This is a genomic window from Roseateles sp. P5_E11, assembly GCF_054049355.1.
Genome location: NZ_JBFUMO010000833.1, coordinates 1 through 1,886 on the forward strand (window position 1 = coordinate 1; position 1,886 = coordinate 1,886).

Sequence of the window (1,886 nt, forward strand, 5' to 3'; positions counted from 1 at the left end):
GACCCACTGCGCCTCGGCGAAGTCGCTCGGCGACTCCTGCACGCGAATCGGGTCGCCCAGGCCGGCGTCGGTGCGCAGCGTCTTGCCCAGGCGCTGGCTGTTGCGGCTGATCAGCTCGTTGGCGGCGTCCAGGATGTGGCCGAAGCTGCGGTAGTTCTGCTCCAGCTTGATGACTCGTCTGACGCGGTACTCGCGTTCGAAATCGGCCATGTTGCCGACGCGGGCACCGCGAAAGGCATAGATGCTCTGGTCGTCGTCGCCCACCGCCAGGATGCTCTGGCCGTTGTCCAAGCCCGGCGGCGCGAACATCTTCAGCCAGGCGTACTGCAGCTTGTTGGTGTCCTGGAACTCGTCGACCAGGATGTGGCGAAAGCGGTGCTGATAGTGCTCGCGCACCGAGGCGTTGTCGCGCAGCAGTTCATAGCTGCGCAGCATCAGCTCGGCGAAGTCAACCACGCCCTCGCGCTGGCACTGGTCCTCGTAGTTGGCGTAGATCTCGACGAGGGTCTTGGTCTGCTCGTCACGCTGCTCCACGTCGCCGGGGCGCTGGGCGTCTTCCTTGCGGCCGGCAATGAACCAGCCGACCTGCTTGGGCACAAAGCGCTCCTCGTCGAGCTTCATCGCCTTGATGACACGCTTGACGGCCGAGGTCGTGTCGCTGGCGTCCAGGATCTGGAAGGCCTGGGGCAGATTGGCCAGCTTCCAGTGCGCACGCAGGAAGCGGTTGCACAGGCCGTGGAAGGTGCCTATCCACATGCCGCGCACATTGAAGGGCAGCATGGTCGAGAGACGCGTCAGCATCTCCTTGGCGGCCTTGTTCGTGAACGTCACGGCCATGATGCCGCCCGGGCTGACCTGGCCGGTCTGCAGCAGCCAGGCGATGCGGGTCGTCAGCACACGGGTCTTGCCCGAGCCGGCACCGGCCAGGATCAGCGCGGGTTCCGGCGCCGCGGTCACTGCGGCGAGTTGTTCGGGGTTGAGGTTGCGCAGCAGGGGGCTGGAAGCAGCGTCGACCACAGCGTCGACAGGGGAAGAAGTCATCCCGGCATTCTAGGGAAGCCCCTCGTTACAGCCTGGCCGGCGCCCGCCGCTGACCGTGCGGGGTCGTTGGGGATACTTCTGGTTTTCCCCTAAAGCACTTTCGGAATGCCACGTCTCACTCTCGCCCTCGGCACCATCGCCCTCACCCTCGCCTCGCAGTCCACCCAGGCCCAGGACACGCCCGACGGCAAATGGCACGGCGGGCTCAGCGTCTCCGGCGCAATGGCCAGCGGCAACAGCAGCAGCCGCACATTGGCCGCCAATGCGGATGCCAGCGTCGCGACGGCCGAAGACAAGCTCAGCCTCTACGGCATCGCCAACTACGGCCGCAACAAGAACGCGGGCGTCGACACCACCACCGCCGACCTGTTGCGCCTGGGCGGCCGCTACGACTTCAACCTCGGCCCGCAGTGGTTCTCCTTTGGCGGCGCGGAAGGCGAAACCAACAAGGCCGGCGGCGTGCGCGACCGCTACAGCCTCAACGGCGGCGCGGGCTACCACCTGGTGAAGGACGATGCCAACAGCTGGGACGTCTTCAGCGGTCTCGGCTACACCGCCACCCGCCTGACGGACGGCAGCGAGGCCAATGGCGCGCAAGTGCTGTTCGGCGAAGAGTCCAGCCACAAGGTCAGCGAGACGACGACGCTGAAGCAGCGCCTCGTCTACTACCCCGGCGGCGGCGACCTCGGCAACCGCGCCACCTTCGACGCCGGGCTGGCCACGCAGATCATCGCCGGATGGACGCTCAACGCCGGCCTGTCCAGCCGCTACACCGGCCACGTGCCCGTGGGCACCAAGAAGACGGACAACCTGCTGACCGTGGGCTTCGGCTACAAGTTTTGAAC

The 1,886-nt window shown here is 66.4% G+C and carries 2 protein-coding genes; one reads left to right on the forward strand and one right to left on the reverse strand.

Translation table 11 applies throughout. The features are described from left to right. Positions 1 to 1,041: ATP-dependent helicase (locus ACXJKR_RS31145; protein WP_457326146.1), on the reverse strand; the 1,041-nt coding region annotated here is incomplete at its 3' end. A 105-nt stretch (positions 1,042 to 1,146) separates the two neighbouring features. Between ACXJKR_RS31145 and ACXJKR_RS31150 the strand changes: the two genes are divergently transcribed. Beyond that, complete coding sequence (locus ACXJKR_RS31150; RefSeq protein ID WP_457326147.1) at positions 1,147 to 1,884, forward strand: DUF481 domain-containing protein; 738 nt, start codon at positions 1,147 to 1,149, stop codon at positions 1,882 to 1,884. Positions 1,885 to 1,886 lie beyond the last annotated feature (2 nt).